General features: G+C 60.8%; 15 protein-coding genes and 1 pseudogene. 7 read left to right on the top strand and 9 right to left on the bottom strand.

Features of this window, described 5'->3' with window-relative positions:
• The first annotated feature begins 93 nt into the window (after positions 1-93).
• Positions 94-885, top strand: coding sequence for an FAD binding domain-containing protein (locus ACR0BA_RS04250; protein WP_480726584.1), 792 nt, complete (start codon positions 94-96; stop codon positions 883-885).
• A 45-nt stretch (positions 886-930) separates the two neighbouring features.
• Here ACR0BA_RS04250 and ACR0BA_RS04245 read toward each other — a convergent pair whose 3' ends face one another.
• Entirely contained in the window at positions 931-1,833 is a 903-nt protein-coding gene (locus ACR0BA_RS04245) for a MurR/RpiR family transcriptional regulator (protein ID WP_480726582.1), read from the bottom strand.
• Positions 1,834-1,921: 88 nt separating this feature from the next.
• On the opposite strand from ACR0BA_RS04245, the gene ACR0BA_RS04240 reads away from it, so the two are divergent.
• Together ACR0BA_RS04240 and ACR0BA_RS04235 are read left to right on the top strand one after the other, a co-directional pair.
• The gene (locus tag ACR0BA_RS04240) at positions 1,922-2,683 is read left to right on the top strand and encodes a beta-keto acid cleavage family enzyme (protein ID WP_480726581.1); all 762 of its coding nucleotides are present in this window, start codon (positions 1,922-1,924) and stop codon (positions 2,681-2,683) included.
• 1 nt (position 2,684) lies between these two features.
• Positions 2,685-4,001 (top strand): aspartate aminotransferase family protein, encoded by a 1,317-nt coding sequence (locus ACR0BA_RS04235; RefSeq protein ID WP_480726580.1) that lies wholly within the window; start codon positions 2,685-2,687, stop codon positions 3,999-4,001.
• 79 nt (positions 4,002-4,080) lie between these two features.
• Here ACR0BA_RS04235 and infC read toward each other — a convergent pair whose 3' ends face one another.
• From infC to cobA, 7 genes and pseudogenes are all read right to left on the bottom strand, one after another.
• Positions 4,081-4,542: a translation initiation factor IF-3 gene (gene infC, locus ACR0BA_RS04230; RefSeq protein ID WP_260066269.1), complete on the bottom strand. Its 462-nt coding sequence runs from the start codon at positions 4,540-4,542 to the stop codon at positions 4,081-4,083.
• A 245-nt stretch (positions 4,543-4,787) separates the two neighbouring features.
• Positions 4,788-5,621: a ferredoxin--NADP reductase gene (locus ACR0BA_RS04225; RefSeq protein ID WP_170339407.1), complete on the bottom strand. Its 834-nt coding sequence runs from the start codon at positions 5,619-5,621 to the stop codon at positions 4,788-4,790.
• Positions 5,622-5,709: 88 nt separating this feature from the next.
• Positions 5,710-6,117, bottom strand: a complete 408-nt coding sequence (locus tag ACR0BA_RS04220) for a DUF934 domain-containing protein (RefSeq protein ID WP_480726578.1) — start codon at positions 6,115-6,117, stop codon at positions 5,710-5,712.
• On the bottom strand, positions 6,114-6,875 hold the full coding sequence (locus ACR0BA_RS04215; protein WP_480726576.1) for a phosphoadenylyl-sulfate reductase: 762 nt from the start codon (positions 6,873-6,875) through the stop codon (positions 6,114-6,116). The genes ACR0BA_RS04220 and ACR0BA_RS04215 overlap by 4 nt, the downstream gene beginning before the upstream one ends.
• Complete coding sequence (locus ACR0BA_RS04210) at positions 6,865-8,529, bottom strand: nitrite/sulfite reductase (RefSeq protein WP_480726575.1); 1,665 nt, start codon at positions 8,527-8,529, stop codon at positions 6,865-6,867. The genes ACR0BA_RS04215 and ACR0BA_RS04210 overlap by 11 nt, the downstream gene beginning before the upstream one ends.
• Before the next feature lie 65 nt (positions 8,530-8,594).
• Positions 8,595-8,909, bottom strand: a complete 315-nt coding sequence (locus ACR0BA_RS04205) for a DUF2849 domain-containing protein (RefSeq protein ID WP_093961929.1) — start codon at positions 8,907-8,909, stop codon at positions 8,595-8,597.
• Positions 8,909-9,655, bottom strand: a pseudogene (gene cobA, locus ACR0BA_RS04200) (uroporphyrinogen-III C-methyltransferase); the annotation flags it as partial. The gene ACR0BA_RS04205 and the pseudogene cobA, both read right to left, overlap by 1 nt.
• A gap of 174 nt (positions 9,656-9,829) precedes the next feature.
• Between cobA and ACR0BA_RS04195 the strand changes: the two are divergent.
• Positions 9,830-10,309, top strand: a complete 480-nt coding sequence (locus ACR0BA_RS04195) for an Lrp/AsnC family transcriptional regulator (RefSeq protein ID WP_093961931.1) — start codon at positions 9,830-9,832, stop codon at positions 10,307-10,309.
• A 7-nt stretch (positions 10,310-10,316) separates the two neighbouring features.
• Here ACR0BA_RS04195 and ACR0BA_RS04190 read toward each other — a convergent pair whose 3' ends face one another.
• Positions 10,317-11,498 carry a cytochrome P450 gene (locus ACR0BA_RS04190; RefSeq protein WP_480727457.1) on the bottom strand — a complete coding sequence of 394 codons (1,182 nt, stop codon included), beginning with the start codon at positions 11,496-11,498 and terminating at the stop codon, positions 10,317-10,319.
• Between the two features lie 47 nt (positions 11,499-11,545).
• Here ACR0BA_RS04190 and ACR0BA_RS04185 point away from each other — a divergent pair, with 47 nt between their 5' ends.
• The 3 genes from ACR0BA_RS04185 to ACR0BA_RS04175 all read left to right on the top strand — a co-directional run bounded on the left by ACR0BA_RS04185 (position 11,546) and on the right by ACR0BA_RS04175 (position 15,780).
• On the top strand, positions 11,546-13,279 hold the full coding sequence (locus ACR0BA_RS04185; RefSeq protein ID WP_480726572.1) for a sensor histidine kinase: 1,734 nt from the start codon (positions 11,546-11,548) through the stop codon (positions 13,277-13,279).
• The gene (locus ACR0BA_RS04180) at positions 13,276-14,505 is read left to right on the top strand and encodes a sigma-54-dependent transcriptional regulator (RefSeq protein ID WP_480726570.1); all 1,230 of its coding nucleotides are present in this window, start codon (positions 13,276-13,278) and stop codon (positions 14,503-14,505) included. The genes ACR0BA_RS04185 and ACR0BA_RS04180 overlap by 4 nt, the downstream gene beginning before the upstream one ends.
• A 273-nt stretch (positions 14,506-14,778) precedes the next feature.
• The gene (locus ACR0BA_RS04175; protein WP_170338828.1) at positions 14,779-15,780 is read left to right on the top strand and encodes a DctP family TRAP transporter solute-binding subunit; all 1,002 of its coding nucleotides are present in this window, start codon (positions 14,779-14,781) and stop codon (positions 15,778-15,780) included.
• Positions 15,781-15,789: the final 9 nt, after the last annotated feature.

The raw sequence follows: 15,789 nt of genomic DNA, 5'->3' as shown, positions 1-15,789 counted from the left end.
GGTTGGACCGCGAGGGGTCAGCCCCTCGCGCTCCCTGGTCAATCAAATGCCAGATGAAGGGCGGTTCCGCGCCTTTCGGAAAGGAAAAGCGAAATGTACAATTTCGAGTTCAAGAACCCCTCGACCATTGCTGATGCGGTTGCCGCGTTGGCGGGAGAGGATGCACAGGCGTTGGGGGGCGGTCAGACCCTGATCCCGACGATGAAGCAAAGACTGGCCTCACCCGCGACGCTGGTGAACCTGGGTGCCATTCCCGAGTTGAAGGGCGTCTGCATCGAAGATGATGGGTCGATTTCGATTGGAGCGGCGACCACGCATGCCACGGTAGCAGCAGAAGTTGCGGGCAAGTATCCCGCGCTGGCTGATCTGGCGGGGCATATCGGTGATCCTGCCGTTCGCAACAGAGGCACGATAGGCGGGTCACTGGCCAACAACGATCCGGCGGCCTGCTACCCCGCAGCTGCATTGGGGTCAGGCGCGACCATTCGTACGAATGCGCGCGAAATCGCCGCGGATGACTTCTTTCAGGGCATGTTCACGACAGCGCTGGACGAGGGCGAGCTGATCACGACGGTCCGGTTCCCGGTACCGCAGGCAGCGAGTTACCAGAAGTTTCTGCAGCCTGCCTCGCGCTTTGCGCTGGTGGGTGTTTTCCTTGCCCGCTTCGCGGACGGGGTGCGCGTTGCCGTGACCGGAGCCAGCGAAGACGGCGTGTTCCGTTGGAGCGAAGCCGAGCAGGCGCTGAGCAAGGAGTTCCGGCCCGATGCCCTTATGGATCTTCGGGTCAACCCGATGAACATGATCGGAGATCTGCACGGCAGCAAAGACTACCGTGCCCATCTGGTTGGTGTCATGACCCGGCGGGCGGTTCAGGCCTGCATGTGACGCGGTCGCAGTGACTGCTTTGGGCCCCGGACGTGTTTCCGGGGCCTATTTCTTTTTCGCCACACGCGGAAGCCTTTTGGGCTGCCAGTAGGCTCCGGCATCCTCGCGCGCTTTCTGATAGTCCTGAACCCGGTGATAAGCCGCGTCGCCCTTGATTGCGAAAAGGTGGCCCAGAAGAACTTCGAGAACGGCCATCGCTCCGGAGAAGCTGGAGAACTGATGCTGAGATCGGGTGCTGATGGTCAGCGTTACGTCCGCTTCGACGCCTGGGGCGATGACATCGCTGTCGGCCAGCAGAACAACGCGCATACCCCTTTCCCGGGCAAACCGGATGGCACGTATCGTGTCAGCAGAATAAGGATGAACGGTGATCGCGAACAGGCAGTCGGTTTCGCCCGCGCTCAGAAGGTCGTCGATGGCCGAGCCCATATGCCTGGGGATCAACTGCATTCCCGGGTGGGCCATGCGTCCGGCGTAGTGGAAGTAATAGGCCAAGGCATAGCTTGCGCGGGTTGCAGTGACCAAGCACTGGGGAGCATCGGACATCAGGGTGACTGCGGATCTGACCTTGACCGGATCCAGCTGGCGTAACGAACGTGACACTACGTTCACTTCGTTGCGGGCATAACTGGCCTGTGCCGACGCAAAGGCATCGCCGGCATTCAACTGGGTCAGCCAATCCCGGCTGAGGCGGTCTTCGCTGTCTGTCACAAGATTCCTGCGGAAAGGGCGGCGAAAGGCTTCGAAGCCATCAAAACCAAGATGTTGTGCCAGACGAACGATCACGTTTGTGCTGACGCCGATCTTTTCGGCAGACACGCGGATGGAGTCGATTCCGAAATCGCCCGGATGGTCGATGATGTATTTTGTTGCGGCCTGCAATTGGGCCGGCAAATGGTCGATCTCTCGGCGCAGCCGATCCATCAGCTGGTGAGTTGAGGGTGTCATGATGGGAGAAAAACAAATGTTATGATTATTACAAGAGAAAAACATCCTCACACGAGCTAAGCACGCAAGAAACCGATAGGATGATTCAATGTCTGACACACAGGCTTCGTCGCTTCCGTATGTTTTGGTCGCACCGAACGGTGCGCGACGCAGTCATGCGGATCACCCCGCCTTGCCGGTTTCGACCGGTGAGATTGTGGAGACGGCCATTGCCTGCCACGCGGCCGGGGCAAACGGGTTGCACCTGCATGTCAGGGATGGGCAGGGCGCGCATTCTCTGGATGCAGGGCGCTATCGGGAGGCTATGGCCGAGCTTGCCCGAACCGTGCCAACGATGGATGTTCAGATCACGACCGAGGCCGCCGGTATCTACGACGTTTCTGCGCAGTTGGAGTGCCTGCAGCAGGTGGCCCCGAAATGGGCCTCGATCTCGGTTCGGGAAGTTGCGCGCGCGCCCGATCTGGCCCCGCGGATTTATGGGCTGTGTGCGGAACAGGGAACTCGGGTGCAGCATATCCTCTACGATTCGACGGATGCGGATCTGTTGGAGCGATGGCAGTCGGATGGGGTCGTGCGGGGCGAGAAGGAAGACCGCTTGCTGGTGCTGGGACGCTATGCCACCGGGCAGGAATCCCAACCGACGGACCTCGAGGCCTTTCCCGCTGCTCGTACGCCTTGGATGGTTTGTGCTTTCGGGCGTCTGGAACACGCCTGTCTGGCGGCTGCGGCCGCTCGTGGCGGCGATGTCAGGGTCGGTTTTGAGAACAGCCTGACGAACTCGGATGGAACCCGATGGACGGACAACGCGACCTCGGTCGCGGCGTTGATCGCTTTGCTGAAAGGGAAATGATATGAGCCATGTTTTTCCGCGCCACACCAAGGCGGAATTGCCGGTCGCTGTCGGCGGTGATGGGTGTTATTTGATCGACGCGCAGGGCAAACGGTATCTCGACTGTGGGGATGCGGCCGTGTCGTGCCTGGGACATTCAAACCCGGCAGTGATCCACGCGGTGCAGGAGCAGGTCCAGAAGATCGCTTTTGCCCATACTGGTTTCATGACCTCGGAACCGGCCGAAGCCCTGGCAGATCTCCTGATCCAGCACGCGCCCGGATCGTTGGAGCGGGTCTATTTCGTGTCCGGCGGGTCCGAGGCGACCGAGGCCGCGATCAAGCTGGCGCGCCAGTACTTCCTTGAAATCGGGCAGCCCGATCGGTCTCGGGTCATCGCACGGCGGCAGAGCTATCATGGCAATACGCTGGGCGCGCTTTCAGCGGGCGGAAATGCATGGCGACGGGCTCAATTCGCGCCAATGCTGATCGAGATGAGCCATATCGCGCCCTGCTACGAATACGCCGAAAAGCCCGAAGGCGAGAGCAGCTATGACTATGGCCAACGCGTGGCGAATGAGCTTGAGTTGGAGATCCAGCGCCTGGGACCCGAGACCGTGATGGCGTTTATGGCGGAACCGGTGGTCGGGGCCACGTTGGGCGCCGTCCCCGCGGTCGAGGGGTATTACAAGCGGATCCGCGAAATCTGTGATCAATACGGCGTGTTGTTGATCCTGGACGAGGTCATGTGTGGCATGGGCCGAATCGGCCATCTGTTTGCCTGCGACCACGATGGGGTGGCGCCAGATATTCTTTGCATCGCCAAAGGCTTGGGGGCTGGCTATCAACCGATCGGTGCCACGCTGTGCACCGATCGGATTTATGACGCCATCCGAAATGGCTCGGGTTTCTTTCAGCACGGCCATACCTATGTTGGGCACCCCGTCGCCACGGCGGCAGCCCTCGCCGTGGTGACAGAGCTTACCTCGCGCGATTTGCCGGCCCGTGCCCGCAGCATGGGTGACAAACTACAAGCCAAACTCGAAGCGGCCTTTGGCCAGCATCCCAATGTCGGGGACATCCGTGGCCGGGGTCTGTTCCGAGGCATCGAACTGGTGGCTGACAGAGATACGCGCGAACCGTTTGACCCGGCCCGGGGGGTGGCGGCCAAGATCAAGAAAGCCGCCGTCGAAGCGGGGTTGATCTGCTATCCGATGTCCGGAACACGCGACGGCAGGAGAGGCGACCATGTGCTTCTGGCCCCGCCATTCATCATCGAAGAGCCGCAGTTGGACGAACTGGTGGAAAAGTTGTCGGTTGCGATTTCCAAAGCAATCTGACCCGCCGTCCTGACTTTGACCCACAAACAAAAAAGCTCCCTCGAACGAGGGAGCTTTGATCACTCGGATCCAAGTGCCGTCACTTCTGGGGAAGCGGTCCGATCATCATGATCATCTGGCGGCCTTCCATCTTCGGCATGTTTTCGATCTTGCCGATTTCCTTGACGTCCTCCGCCACGCGCTCAAGCAGTTCACGTCCCAGGTTCTGGTGCGCCATTTCCCGGCCGCGGAAGCGCAGGGTCACTTTGACCTTGTCGCCATTCTCGAGAAACTTGAAAACGTTCCGCATCTTGACGTCGTAATCATGCGTATCGGTGTTGGGCCGGAACTTGACCTCTTTCACCTCGATGATCTTCTGTTTCTTGCGGGCTTCGCTTTCGCGTTTCTGCTGCTCGTACTTGAACTTGCCAAAGTCCATGATCTTGCAGACCGGCGGATTCGCGTTGGGCGAGATCTCGACCAGATCAAGACCGGCATCGGCTGCCATCTGCATGGCCTTGGCGGGATGAACCACCCCGACATTCTCACCTTCGGCGCCGATCAGGCGAATTTCGGGGGCACGGATCTTTTCATTGACGCGCGGGCCGGTATCACGTTGTGGCGGCGCGTTGTGAGGTCTGCGGGCTATGGGTTCATTCCTTTGATAATTGCCGATTTCCGAGCCGGGAACTTAAACTGAGACGAAGGTTCTTTCAAGCGCCATATAGGTGCTATGACACGAAATTCGCACGTGTCGACGCGGTGCTCGGGCCGGCGGAACGGGCGTTCGCCGGCCCGGATCTCGGCTCAGCCGACAAAGGCTTTTTCGATCACGAATTCCTTGGGGTCCGAGTTCGCGCCTTCGCGCAAGCCGAACTCTTCGAGAATGGCCTTGATGTCGTGGTTGAAGGCCAGGCTGCCGCAGACCATCGCTCGATCGGTCTCGGGCTTGATGCCGCCTTCGATGCCCAGGTCCTTGAAGACGGTTCCGTCCTTCAGCAGGTCGGTGATCCGGCCCATCTTGGGGCTCTGTTCGCGGGTGGTGGTCGGGTAATAGCGGATCTTGTCGGCGAAACCTTCGCCGATCAGTTCGGCCAGCAACTCGTCCTTGCGGATGTTCTCGATCAGCTGGCGGCCATATTCCAGTTCCGCCACTTCGCGGCAGGTGTGGGTGATGATGACCTCGTCGTAGTCCTCATAGGTCTGAGGCTCGCGCAGCAGCGAGGCAAAGGGGGCAAACCCGGTTCCGGTGGCAAAGAACCACAGGCGCTTGCCCGGCAGCAGTGCATCATGCACCAGCGTCCCCACCGGTTTGGGCCGAAGGATAATCTGGTCGCCGGGCTGGATGTGCTGCAGTTTCGAGGTCAGCGGGCCGTCCTGCACCTTGATCGAATAGAATTCCAGTTCCTCGTCCCACGACGGCGACGCGATCGAATAGGCGCGCAGCAACGGTTTCCCGTTGTCGCCCAAAAGGCCGATCATCACGAACTCGCCCGAGCGGAAGCGCAGCGATTGCGGACGCGTGACCTTGAACGAAAACAGGCGGTCGGTCCAGTGTTTCACTTCCAGAACGGTCTGGGCGTCCGGCAGGACGGGGGCCTTCACGGCGGTTGCTTCGGTCACGGGCTTCATCTCTGTCATCGTTTCACTACCGGTCTGTTAAACCGGCATCTCCGTTTAAGCTTTGATCCAGGTCAGGAAAAGGGGGCAGATTGCCCCGATCGTCGCGTCAGCCGCGCAGGCGGGTCTGATAATCGTGGTCCTGCCAGTTGGCGCGGGCCAGCCATTGGTCCTCGGGCTGGCGGGCGGCAAGATCTGCGTCAATCTCGACTTCGTCGAAGCCGCTGCGCCGGGCCATCGCGTATTGGTCGGCCAACACGTGTCCTTTCGCGCGCAGACGGCCTTCATAGCCCTTCAGGCGCAGCGTGCGGGCAATGGTAAAGCCGCGGCCATCGGCAAACGACGGAAAGTCGACGCGCACCATGCGCGTGTTTCCAAGCCGTTCGAACAATTCGTCGGGGTCCGTATCCGAGGTGACGTCCAGTGCGATAACATCGTTTGCGGCATCCTCAAGGGTGACAAAGCCGTCGGTCCAGTCATCAGGGGCAAAGCCCTGGTCATTCACGATCACGTTCATGTTTTCTCTCCGCTGCGTACCATTTTGCCGTCGACGAAATGGATGCCGCATTCTTCCTTGTTCTGATCGCGCCAGCGTCCGGCGCGGGGATCTTCGCCATCCTTCACCGGCGAGGTGCAGGGCACACAGCCGATCGAGGGATAGCCCTTTGCCACCAACGGATGCCGGGGCAGGCGGTTTTCTTCCATGTAGGCGCGCACGTCCTGAGGCGCCCAATGCGCCAGAGGGTTCACCTTGATCCGGCCGGTGCCGTCCTCGACCTCGAAGAACTCGAGCGTGGCGCGGGTACCGGATTGGAACCGCTTTCGCCCGGTAATCCAGCCTTCATAGCCCGCCAAGGCCCGCTGCAAGGGGAAGGTCTTGCGCAGGTTGCAGCAGGCATCCATGTCGCGCAGCCGCAGCGCGCCATAGGGGTCTTCGCGCTGAACATCCTCGTCATCCGCGCGGATGATCTGGACGTTCTTCAAACCCAGACGCTCGCTGACCTCGTGCTGGTATTCCAGCGTCTCGGTAAACAGCATCATCGTGTCGATGAACAGGACCGGCGTGGCCTTGTCGACCACGGCAGCCATGTGCAGCAACACCACCGACTCGGCACCGAAGCTGGAGACCAGCGCCAGGTTGCCTGCCTCCTCAAGCGCACCATGCATGACGTCATGTGCGCTGTGGTGGCGGAACCGGGCGTTCAGCGCCTCGACCTTTTCGGTCAGTTCGCGTCGTTCCCGGCCCAGTTCCGTCTGGATCAGGTCAAGCGGCATTGGCCCGCGCCTCGGGGTAGAGGGCCGCCTTGAATGGCGCCATTCCAACACGGCGGTAGGTTTCCAAAAAGGTCTCCTCGGCGCTTGTGCGCTGTTCCAGATAGGTTTCCACGATACGTTCGACCGCGGGCACGATCTCGTCATAGGCAAAGCCCGGACCGGTGCGGTCGCCGATGGCAGCCGTTTCGGTGGCGTCTCCGCCCAGCGTGATCTGGTAATTCTCGACGCCCGCGCGATCCAAGCCCAGGATGCCGATGTGGCCCACGTGGTGATGCCCGCAGGCGTTGATGCAGCCCGAGATCTTGATCTTCAGGTGGCCGATGTCGTGCTCCAGCTTCAGCTCGTCGAACCGGGTCGCGATCTGCTGCGCCACCGGGATCGAGCGGGCCGTCGCCAGCGCGCAATAGTCCATGCCGGGGCAGGCGATGATGTCGCTGATCAGACCGATATTCGCGGTGGCCAGGCTGTGCTCTTTCAGCTTGGCATGGATCGCGGGCAGGTCCGATTTGTGGACATGCGGCAGGATCACATTCTGCTCGTGGCTGATGCGCAGTTCGTCATAGGCGTATTGCTCGGCCAGATCGGCCATCACGCGCATCTGCTCGGCGGTTGCATCACCCGGCGTCTGGCCGTGCTTCTTGATCGAGATCGTGACGATCGCGTGATCCGCCTGCTTGTGCGGCGCGATGTTGGTGTCGATCCACGAGCGGAATACCGGGTCGTTCGAATAGGCGCTCTCGAATGCCGCGACTGAGCCTTCGCGGAAGGCGGGCGGGGCGAAATGCGCCTTGATCTGATCCAGCAGCGCCATGTCGGCGCCCTTGAACTGCGGGCGGACCTGCAGGAAGCGTTCGTTGACCTTGGCGCGGATCGCGTCGATGCCGTGTTCATGCACGGTGATCTTGATGCGCGCCTTGTACTTGTTGTCGCGCCGGCCGATCTGGTTCCAGACCGAAACGGTGGCCTCCAGATAGGCCAGCAGATCGTCGAAGGCGACGAAATCAGACAGCTCCTTGCCGATCATCGGCGTACGGCCCAGACCGCCGCCGACCAGAACGCGGGCGCCCAGAACGCCGTCGCGCTCGACCAGTTGCAGGCCGATGTCATGGGCCTTGATCACGGCGCGGTCATGCTCGGACCCGGTGATGGCGATCTTGAACTTGCGCGGCATGAACTGAAATTCCGGGTGGTCGGTGGACCACTGGCGCAGCAGTTCGGCATAGGGGCGCGGATCGGCGATCTCATCCGCTGCGGCGCCGGCGAAATGGTCCGCGGTCACATTGCGGATGGTGTTGCCGCTGGTCTGGATCGCGTGCAGGCCGACCTCGGCCAGCGCGTCCAGCATGTCAGGCACGTCGCGCAGTTTCGGCCAGTTGTACTGGATGTTCTGGCGCGTGGTGAAGTGGCCGTAACCTTTGTCCCACTTCTCGGCCAGCAGGGCCAGTTGGCGCATCTGGGCGCTGTTGAGCGTGCCATAGGGGATGGCCACCCGCAGCATGTAGGCGTGCAGTTGCAGATACAGGCCGTTCATCAGGCGCAGGGGCTTGAACTCGTCCTCGGTCAGCGAGCCGTCGATGCGGCGTTCGACCTGGGCGCGGAACTGTGCGTTGCGCTCGGCCAGGAATGCTTTGTCAAACTCGGAGTAGCGGTACATCTTTGGCTGTCCTTTGTTGCAGCCCCGGATCCGGGGCCTTTTTACGGGGAGAGAGGGGCCTGAGGTCAGACCCGGGGCTGCGGGGAAGATTCCTGTTTGCCGTGGGCATAGTTGGACGGACCAGTCCGGCGGAAGTCTTCCCGAAAATGGGTGGGTTCAGGACCGTTTTCGCCTGCAACGACGTCGGCGAGATAGGCACCTACGATCTTGTCGACTTGCTTCTGTGCATCCAGAAGACGCAGCTGAGCGTGCGCTTCGTCGGTGATCAGTTCGGCCTCGCGCAGATCGCGCGACCAACGGTCATCGGCGGTCAGATAGATCACGTCGCCTTCCAGCAGGTCATTTGCGGTAACGACTTTGGGGGTAAAAGCGCGGGCCATCAGGCAAGCTCCTTGTTGAATTCGGTGACGGCTTTGGCCGCGTCGCGCGGGGCCAGGCCATAGAATGTGAGTGCAGGGCCGTCGAGGCCGGCAGCGGCGAGGTCTGCAGGCAGTTGATCCAGCGTCGTGGCGACAACGCGCTGATCAGGTCGCGAGGCGTTTTCGACCAACGTGACCGGCGTGGCGCGATCGGCGCCGTGCATGATCAGGCGTCCTTGAATGAAGCGGGCGGATTTCTTGCCCATGTAGATGGCTGCAACCGACCCCGGACGGGCCAGCGCAGCCCAGTCGTGATCGGCAAAGCCCTGCATGTCGTGCCCGGTCAGAAACCGGACCGAGGAGTTTCGGCCGCGTCGGGTCAAGCTTTGGCCAATTCCGGCCACCGCCGCCGAGGCAGCCGTAATGCCGGGAACGATCGTCCACGGGATACCGGCTGCGTCCAGTGCATCGATCTCTTCGTCCAGCCGGCCGAAAAGGGTCGCGTCACCGGATTTGAGGCGAACGACCCGTTGTCCCTTGAGCGCGTAGTCAACCAGCAATGCGTTGATGTCATCCTGCTTCCAGGACGGACCAAAGCCGGCCTTGCCCACGTCGACCAGCCGGGCGTTCTGGCCGGCCAGTTGCAAAACCTCTGGGCTGATCAGGCGATCATGCAAAACAACCTCGGCCCGCTGGAATGCGGACAGGGCCTTGAGAGTCAGCAATTCAGGATCACCGGGTCCCGCGCCGACGAAGTCGACCTGTCCCGTTTGTCCTTTTGTCTGCGTGGCCTTCATTGGGTAGCCCTGGCTGTTGTTTGACTTGGCCCTCAATATAGGAAATATTCCCGACCAGATGCCATATTGCCGAATAAATAAGGACAAGCGTTCTGAATTGCGCGGCAGGCGGAACAAGGGTTTTCATTCGGAAGGAAAATTGGAATGTCGGTTCGAATAGACGACACGGATCGGAAAATTCTGGCCGAGCTGCAGCGAGACGCCAGTCAATCGCTGGACGAAATCGCGGCCAAAGTGGGCAGTTCAAAGACACCCGTTTGGAATCGGATCCGCAAGATGAAAGGGGCCGGAATCATCGGTCAGCAGACCGTTCTGCTGGACGCAGAGGCGCTGGGTTTCGAGGCGACGTTCTTTGTTCTGATCCGAACCTCCGAGCATGAGGCGGATTGGCAACGCAAGTTCCTGCAGGCCCTGCGTGATCGTCCCGAAGTTCAAGAGGCGCACCGCCTGGCTGGCGACATCGACTACATTCTGAAGGTTCGGGTCAGGAACGCACGGGCCTACGATGCGTTTTATCAGGCGCTGATCTCGGAAGTGCGCGTGCACAACGTCACGGCGCTGTTGTCGATGGAAGAAATCAAGTCGACCACCATGCTGCCCCTGAACGCCCTGGCAGACACCTGATCGGCGCTCAGGCTTGGACCATTAGTCGTGTCAGCCCGTGGAAGTGGTAGGTGTTCGCATATTCCGGAGATTCGGCCAGTCGCAGGCCCGGACAGCGGTCAAAAAGAACCGGCAGAGCGATCCGCATTTCCAGCCGGGCCAGCGGAGCGCCGACGCAGAAATGCAAACCACCGCCAAAGCTCGTGTTGGCCTGAATGCTGCGGGTGGGGTCGAATTTGTCCGGGTCGGTCCAGACGTCGGGGTCACGGTTGGCGGCCCCAAGCATCAACGCCACCTGATCGCCGCGGGCAAACCGATGGCCAAAAACCTCGACGTCCTCATAGACATAGCGCGTGAACATATGTAGCGGCGGGTCGAAGCGCAGGATCTCCTCGACCGTCATGTCGATTGTGTCCGGGCCCAGGGCATCAGGGCTGGTTCCGGACTCCAAAAGCGTTTTGACGCCGTTGCCCAGCGAATGAACGGTCGCCTCATGGCCGGCGTTCAACAAAAGGATGCAGGTTGCGATCAATTCGTCGCGAGACAGTTTCTCACCGTCTTCCTCTGCCGTGATCAAACGGGTGATCAGATCGTCTTTCGGTTCGGATCGGCGGTGAGAGACGTAGTCGTTCAGAAATGCGGAGAACTCGGCGGCGGCCTGTGCTGCCTGATCTTCGGTCTCGCGGGTGCGACTGGCCTGATACATGGCGACCATGGCGTGGGACCACTGCAACAACTGCGGTGCCATGCTTTCGGGTACACCCAGCAACCGGCAGATCGTGATCACAGGAACCTGCGTGCAATAGGCATCCAGAATGTCGAATGGAGCATCGGGGAACGCGTCGATCAGGTTGTGACACAGCCTTTCGATGTCCGGTGCGAGCGCTCCGATAGCCCGCGAGGTAAAGGCGCGCAGAACCAGAGCGCGAAGGCGGGTATGGCGCGGAGGTTCCGCTTCGAGCAGCGAATGCGCTTCGACCGCCAGCCAAGGCGCAAGGTGATCTGGGCCTTTTGTGGCCATCTCTGGCGGTACTTCACGTCCGAAACGCCGATCGCGCAAGAGGGTCTGGACCGCCGCGTGAGACATCGCCGCGGGCATGTCGTAGTCCTGCCAGTACACCAAGTCACCGTGATCGCGCGCTGCCCGATAGAAAGGGTAGGGGTTTTGAACAAATTCGGGCTCGGTCGGAGATTGGTGCACGGTCTTCATGCGGCGCAGACTTGCCATGCGGCGCTGTGAATGCAAGACCCTGTTTCATGCAAAGAGTTTGGGTCACGATTGGTTTCCTGTTCGCGGTCGCGCTGTTGTCGGCAGCCGTCTGGTCTTATGGGTACAGGCAGGCGCTCTCTCAGCTTAGCGAGAAGGCCGAGGCCGATCTGGAGTTGGCGTCGGATCGTCTGAGCACTCAGTTGCAGGTCTATCAGGAACTTGCGGTGCTGATGGCCGAGCATCCCGCACTGCGGGCGTTGGACACCAGCGACGGGCGGCGGGCGGCGCAGGCGCTTCTGCTGGAGGTCGCGGACAAGACCTCGGCTGTGGATGTACTTTATGCGGACAAGACTGGGCGCGTTCTGGCCGCTGCGCGGGACGTGGTGAATGGCAACGTGGCCGATCAGCCCGCGTTTCAACGCGCGCTGCACGGCGCTCTTGGCAGTTCGCACGGGGTTTTGCGCGACACGGGAAACCGGATCTATTCCTATGCGGCGCCTGCGTTTTCCGAGGATGGTCAGGTAACCGGAGCCCTGATGGTCATCGCGGATGTCGAAGACGTTGAAAGCACGTGGCGCGGCAGTACCGAGGCGGTGTTTTTTGTGGATCGTTCTGGCTCGGTCTTCATTTCCAACCGGTCCGAACTGCTGTTTTGGCAACGTCCGCCGGGGCAGATCGGCTTGCAGCCGGCTGATGGCAAGCCGGGCGCGTTTTCGTCTACTCGCATGGGCCCGCATGAACTATGGTCGATCGGCTGGAGCCCGTACCTGCCGGATCGCGCCCTGCACCTGACCCGCGATCTGCCGGTGATCGGAATGACTGGCGAAGTCTTGATGGATGTGACGCCGGCACGACGGCTGGCCGGATTGCAGGCCGCCGCGGTCGCAGCGATCTGCCTAGCCTTTGGCGCGTTGCTTTTTCTTGCGACTGAACGGCGGCGTACGTTGGCCGAAGCCAATGCGGTGCTGGAGAGCCGAGTGGCCCAGCGGACCCGCGCGTTGACGGCCGCCAACGTGGCTCTGCGCCGCGAGGTGGCCGAGCGGCAAGAGGCCGAAGCGGCGTTGAAACGCGCGCAAGACGATCTGGTTCAGGCCGGCAAGCTGAGCGCTCTGGGGAAAATGTCGGCGGGCATCAGCCACGAATTGAATCAGCCGCTGATGGCGATCCGGCAATACGCCGACAATGGCACGGCCTTTCTGGCGCAGGGCAAGCCCGAAAAGGCCCGCGAAAACCTGGGGCGTATCTCGGACATGGCTGCCCGCATGGCACGCATTATCAAGAACTTGCGCGCTTTTGCCCGCAATGAGAGCGAGCCGATGGGCAAGGTCGATCTGGTTCAGGTGCTCAACACCGCCGTCGAACTGACCGACGGCCGGTTGCGCTCGGACGGGGTCACGTTGATCTGGCAGCCGCCCAATGCACCTGTCTTTGCCTGGGGTGGAGAGGTGCGGCTGGTGCAGGTCTTCGTCAATCTGATCACCAATGCCGCCGACGCGATGACAGGTCGCGAAACCCGAAGCCTGACGATCACGCTGACCCGTGGCGAGCGGTTGATGGTCGCGGTGCGCGATACCGGCCCGGGCATTCAGGATCCCGATCGCGTTTTTGAGCCATTCTATACGACCAAAACCGTTGGCTCATCCGAGGGAATGGGCCTTGGCCTTTCGATCTCATACGGTCTGGTCCAGAGTTTCGGAGGAGAGATACGCGGCGCGAACATGCCCGACGGAGCAGAATTCACCGTCGAGTTGGAACCATTTGAGAAGGAAGCCGCGGCATGATCCGAACGGTTCTATTGGTCGATGATGACGCCGCCGTTCGCGAGGCGCTGGCCCAGACTCTGGAACTTGCGGACTATTCCGTAATTCCCGCTGGATCGTTTGTGGCTGCCAAAGACCATATCCGGGAAGATTTCCCAGGTGTGATTGTCTCGGATATTCGGATGCCGGGACGGGATGGGTTTCATCTTCTGTCCTATGCCCGCGAGGTCGACTCGGAGTTGCCGGTCGTTCTGCTGACCGGCGAAGGCGATATACCGATGGCGGTGCAGGCTATGGGGCAGGGCGCGTTCGACTTTCTTGAGAAGCCCTGCGCCGCCGCCGATCTGCTTGCGGTTCTGAGCCGTGCATTTGCCGCGCGCAGTCAGGTATTGGACCACCGGGCAGCCAAGCGCGAACTGGAGAAGGGCGATCCCGCGGCCCGCTTGTTGTTCGGTTTGTCACCGCAGGCTGATGCATTGCGGAACAGGGTGCGCAGCGTTGCCCCAACTCAGGCCGAAGTTCTGGTCACTGGACCGCCGGGCAGCGGTATTTCGAAAGTCGCCGAAGTCATCCATTTGATGTCACCCCGCGCGCAGGGGCCGTTCGTCAAGCGCCCGGCGTCAGGTCTGGGCGCGGATGCCTTGCAGGCGATATGCAAGGATGCGGCAACCGGATCGTTGTTTCTGGATGAAGTCTCGGCCATGCCCGAGGCGACGCAATATGCGGCCCTGGAGATGATCGAAAACGGGCCCGGGGTCCGCATCATCGCCGGAACAACCGCGGATCTGGCCGAGATGGCGGCCGAGGGTCGTTTCAACGCAGATTTGTTCTATCGGTTGGACGTGATGCGGGTGCGCGTACCGTCTTTGGCCGAACGCCCCGAGGACATCCCGGTGATCTTTCGCCACTACGTCGCCCAGGCGGCCGAGCAGGCCGGGATCGCGGTACCTGATGTCTCGTCCGAACACTTGGCGTCATTGATGGCACGGGACTGGCCCGGCAACGCGCGTTCACTGATGTCAGCTGCAATGCGTTTTGTTCTGGGGATGCCCGAGGATGTTGCCGCCGCGGCCGATCTTGGGCTGAACGAACAGATGGCGCGCGTTGAGCGCTCGTTGCTGATTGCGGCCTTGGGTCGTCACAACGGAAGGGCGTCGGATGCGGCCAAGTCCCTGAAACTGCCGCGTAAGACGTTCTACGACAAATTGGCCCGCTACGGCATACGCCCTGAAGACTATCGGCGCTGACGCGGAACGATTCGCCCGATGATTCGATGTATGTGCGGTTTTTCGCACACTCGCGCATTTGGGTGTGCGGTTTCCCGCACAAATGTCTGCGATAACAAAATGCTCATTGCGGATGTTCTATTTAAGCCAATGAAAAGTAATTAGAAAATCTGTATTCTGCCAGTCGTTTTCGAATTGTTGAACGGTGACCGTCGATTCGTTTCACTCTTGCGCATCCGGCATCCGCATGGATGTCAAAGGAAGTTTCTTTGGAAGTCTGGGAGGAAAAGACAGATGAAATTCCTGGCAACAGCCGCCACCGCGCTTGCGCTTTCCGTTACCGCAACAGCGGGCTTCGCTGCCTGCGACGATGGCGAGATCGTCGTCAAGTTCGCGCATGTGACGAACACCGACAAGCACCCCAAGGGCATCGCCGCATCGCTGCTCGAGCAGCGCGTGAATGACGAGATGAACGGCGTCATGTGCATGGAGGTCTATCCGAACTCGACCTTGTACAACGACGACAAGGTTCTCGAGGCGATGCTGCAGGGCGACGTGCAACTGGCCGCCCCGTCGCTGTCGAAGTTCGAGAAGTTCACCAAGCAGTTCCGTCTGTTCGACCTGCCGTTCATGTTCAAGAACATCGACGCGGTTGATGCGTTCCAGGCCTCGGCGGATGGCCAGGCAATGAAGGATAGCATGCAGCGCCGCGGCCTGCAGGGTCTGGCGTTCTGGCACAACGGCATGAAGCAGATGTCGGCGAACAAGCCGCTGATCGATCCTTCGGACGCCAACGGCCTGAAATTCCGCGTTCAGTCTTCGGACGTGTTGGTTGCGCAGATGGAAGCCATCGGCGGCAGCCCGCAGAAAATGGCCTTCTCGGAAGTCTATGGTGCTCTGCAGCAGGGCGTTGTGGACGGTCAGGAGAACACCTGGTCGAACATCTACGGCAAGAAGTTCTTCGAAGTGCAGGATGGCATCACCGAAACCAACCACGGCATCATCGATTATCTGGTCGTGACTTCGGTCGACTGGCTGGACAGCCTGGATCCGGAAGTGCGCGAGCAGTTCCTGACGATCCTGGCCGAGGTGACCGAAGAGCGCAACAAAGAGGCGTTTGCGGTCAACGAAAAGGCCAAGCAGGCCATCATCGACGCGGGCGGAACGATCCGCGAGCTGACACCCGAGCAGCGTCAGGCCTGGGTCGACGCGATGAAGCCGGTTTGGGACAAGTTCTCCGGTGACGTCGGTCAGGACAAGATCGACGCCGCTCAGGCGATCAACGCCGGGTTCTGATCCGACACG

This window comes from Ruegeria sp. CI5, from assembly GCF_056536885.1.
The sequence above is the reverse complement of the archived record's forward strand: the minus strand, read 5'-3'. Positions and strand labels throughout refer to the sequence as shown.